The 3,491-nt window shown below is 44.6% G+C and carries 4 protein-coding genes; all 4 read left to right on the top strand.

Features of this window, described 5'->3' with window-relative positions; genetic code table 11:
* Window positions 1-283: 283 nt before the first annotated feature.
* The 4 genes from IH879_21705 (at window position 284) to IH879_21690 (ending at window position 3,234) form a co-directional block, all read left to right on the top strand.
* On the top strand, window positions 284-679 hold the full coding sequence (locus IH879_21705; protein ID MCH7677542.1) for a T9SS type A sorting domain-containing protein: 396 nt from the start codon (window positions 284-286) through the stop codon (window positions 677-679).
* A gap of 285 nt (window positions 680-964) precedes the next feature.
* Window positions 965-1,354, top strand: a complete 390-nt coding sequence (locus IH879_21700) for a hypothetical protein (GenBank protein ID MCH7677541.1) — start codon at window positions 965-967, stop codon at window positions 1,352-1,354.
* A gap of 335 nt (window positions 1,355-1,689) precedes the next feature.
* On the top strand, window positions 1,690-3,024 hold the full coding sequence (locus tag IH879_21695) for an amino acid permease (GenBank protein MCH7677540.1): 1,335 nt from the start codon (window positions 1,690-1,692) through the stop codon (window positions 3,022-3,024).
* Between the two features lie 12 nt (window positions 3,025-3,036).
* Entirely contained in the window at window positions 3,037-3,234 is a 198-nt protein-coding gene (locus IH879_21690) for a hypothetical protein (GenBank protein MCH7677539.1), read from the top strand.
* Window positions 3,235-3,491: the final 257 nt, after the last annotated feature.

The following is a 3,491-nucleotide window of genomic DNA, read 5'->3' as shown; positions in this document are numbered from 1 at the left end:
AGTTTCATTTTGCCCATGCGGATGCCAAGTGGACCGGGCCACGCCGCTATGTGGTGGTGCGTCAAGAGGTGCGCAAGCGTCCCCGGGCAGCGGGCAAACAGCCGAGTCTTTTCAAGGAACTGGAGGATTGGAAAGAATATCGCTTCAGTTTGATGATCACCAATGATGTCGACTCGGCGCCGGAGACGATCTGGCGGGAATATCGCCCCCGGGCCAACGATGAGAATTTACTCAAAGACCTCAAGGAAGGCTATGGGTTTGCGGCTTTTTCCTTGAGAAGTTTTTGGGCCACGGAAGCGGTGATGAGGATGAATGCGTTGGTCTTCCACAACCTGGTGCATTATCTCAATCGCAACATTCTGAATGTTCGCAAGGCACAACCGCAGTTGAAGACATTGCCGCTATTATTCCAAACTCATTTGTGTTGCAGCAGAATTATCCGAATCCGTTTAATCCGTCAACAATCATTTCATATTCGATATTCAAACCAGGTTTTGTTACGTTAACAATTTATAATATTCTTGGAAGAGAAACTAAAACGTTAGTCAGTGAATTTCAAATAGCAAATACATATTCTGTTAATTTTGATGCAAGTAAACTCTCAAGTGGTATTTATTTCTACAGACTGCAGGTAGGTCACGAATTTGTTGGAACAAAGAAAATGCTGCTAATGAGGTAAAGGGATGGACTGCCACATAACAAAAAAATGGAGTTGACGCAAAAGATCTGAGCAGCACTGAAACGTCGCTCTAACCACCTTTGCACAACTCATCTTAACCGTTAGGTTCTTGGTTAATAATGAATGAGTGCAACCATAGCTTAAATAATTTCATGGCCAGCGTATGCTTTGGTACAATTCCGTGTCGCTGTCAAAATTGCGGGAAACAAATTACGCGGCGACATCGGAGAATGTATGGGTTATTAGAGTTTTTATTTTCAAACACTCTAGCGTGATAGCAAAGGGATGATCACGACGGTAGCACAATGGCTGGTTATCCTTTCTGGTATCTGGCTTATCGCCGTAAGTATTTTTATGTTTGCAAGTCCGCAAACCGCGACGCGATGTCTCAGTAAGGCTGCCAGTACAAATTTTATCAACTACTCGGAAATTACATTGCGTGGCATTTGGGGCATGGCGCTTGTGCTGTATGCGGACCTCTCCAAGTTTCCAGAGTTCTTTCGAGTTTTCGGAATATTCGTGGTCGTCACCACGGCAGTCCTTTTTTTCATTCCGCGAAAATGGCACGCACGGTATGCTGTTTGGTGGTCGAATAAGTTTACTGCGCCGTATATGAGAATTGCCTCTCCATTCTCTTTGGCGTTCGGCATTTTTCTGATTTACGCGGTCGTTTAGAGCTGAGAGTGGCACATAACAATTGCATTACCACGGCCGTTGCCAGTCTGGCGTGATTTCTAAATTTTGAGCATTGTCGCAAGTTTTGTTTTTTAAACAAGTTACGTTACCAAAATGGCAACGCCGGTTATGCGGGGTTATACTTGAGACGCTTGAACGCAAAATCACGAAATTTATTGCTGACGAAGTTGCCGTGTAGTGTGAAAAGTTCCCTAAAGAGAGATTGACCCATTGTGAATAAATCTAACATAGGAGCAGAGGGCGATTCACCCCTGGATGCAAAGACTCAAGAAAAGCCAGGTCTAATTCGCCAGCTAGGGCTGTTCGATTCTACGATGCTGGTTGTGGGGGTTGTGATTGGCGCCGGCATTTTCATTACCACAGGCATCATGGCCAAAACATTACCCTCGGCGGGGTTAATCTTGGTGGCCTGGGTCGTCGGCGGGATTCTTACACTTGCCGGCGCTCTTACCTACGCTGAGCTGGGAGCTTCCATGCCCGAAGCGGGCGGTCAATATGTCTTTATCAGGAAAGCCTACGGACCGCTGTCCGGTTTTCTTTTCGGCTGGATAACCTTCGCCATCTATATGAATGGCGTCATCGCCTATATGAGTATCACCTTTGTCGAGTATTTTACCTACTTCTTACCGTTTTTGTCAACGGACAATGTCATCTTTTCTTCAGCCTTCGGTCTCTTCGGGCAGACGTTCAACTACACGTTGTCCGTGGGCCATTTGGCCGCCATCGCGCTCATCGCAGTTTTGTCGACCATAAATTTCTTAGGTGTGCGTTTTGGTAAAAGCATCCAAAACACATTTACCCTCGTCAAAATTGGCATCATACTTTTATTTATCGTACTCGGGCTTACAAGCGGAACCGGGACAGCGATTGATTTTTCCTTGAACCCAACGGGTGCGGGCTTTGGTCAAATCATTATTGGATTCGGCCTGGCCCTGGTGATCGGTTTAATAGCATTCGATGGCTGGAACACCCTGACCTGGTTGGGCGGAGAAATCAAGAACCCCGCGCGCAACATCACTTTGGCTCTGATCTATGGCACAGGAACCATAACCGTCCTATATCTCCTGATTAACATAGTCTATCTTACCGCTTTGCCAATCAATGAAATGGCTAACTCTTTCAAGATTGCCGAGGACGCCGCATTTGCACTGCACGGCAACGCCGCAACGGGAGTCATATCTGCGGCCGTTGTTATTTCGATTTTCGGTGGTTTAAACGGCGTTATTCTGGCCGGACCGCGCATCTATTATGCCATGGCAAAAGATAAATTGTTTTTTAGAAGGGCCGCTCATGTTCACCCGCGCTACCGTACGCCTGGTTTTGCCATCCTGATCCAGGCGGTCTGGGCCTCAGTCCTGGCATTGAGCGGCACCGTTGAGCAGCTTATCACTATGGTCATGTTTGTCGGCATTTCGTTTTGGTTAGTTACTGCATATTCCGTTTTTAGATTGAGAAAAAAATATCCGGATTTGGACAGACCCTATAAGACCTGGGGTTATCCTGCGGTTCCCATACTTTTTATTATTGCGTCTGCGGGAATTCTTATCAATACACTCGTGCAAAGGCCGATGGAGTCTTTGGCCGGAATTGGATTTACGATTATTGGCATACCTGTCTATTACCTGTGGCGGAATCTTTCTAAGAAATAGGAGTTTTTTTGAATGGCACTTAACAGGAAATTTGTAGAATTGGATGATATGCTTTCCGCGCAAGAGGTCATCTCAAACAAAGTGCGCCGAACTTCGGTCGGTTCTTTAATGTTGATATTTGCACAACAACATTCTAAAATGCTCACAATTAAAAAAACTGAGCTATTGCTAACTAAATTAACTAAAAAATTAGAACTATGGAATATATAGCTTTTTTTATTAGTGAAAATGCATCCTTCTTCAATTCATATGGAAATTGGTTGATGATTCCTTTATTTACAATTGTCATTATCATCGATCGGTTGCTATCTAAAACAACATTCAGATCGCGACTGACAAAGTGGGCTTTAAAAACACCATTATTTATTATGTCAGTCGTTTTAGGTGCTTTCATTTTTATGACCAATTTCCCTTTAAAGCCAATGGTCAGTGCGATTGCAAAAGTGCAAAAAAACATTGGACAAAAA

The organism is candidate division KSB1 bacterium (assembly GCA_022562085.1).
Classification (GTDB): domain Bacteria; phylum Zhuqueibacterota; class Zhuqueibacteria; order Oceanimicrobiales; family Oceanimicrobiaceae; genus Oceanimicrobium.
Note: the sequence above shows the minus strand (reverse complement) of the source record. Positions and strands in the feature narration are given on the sequence as shown.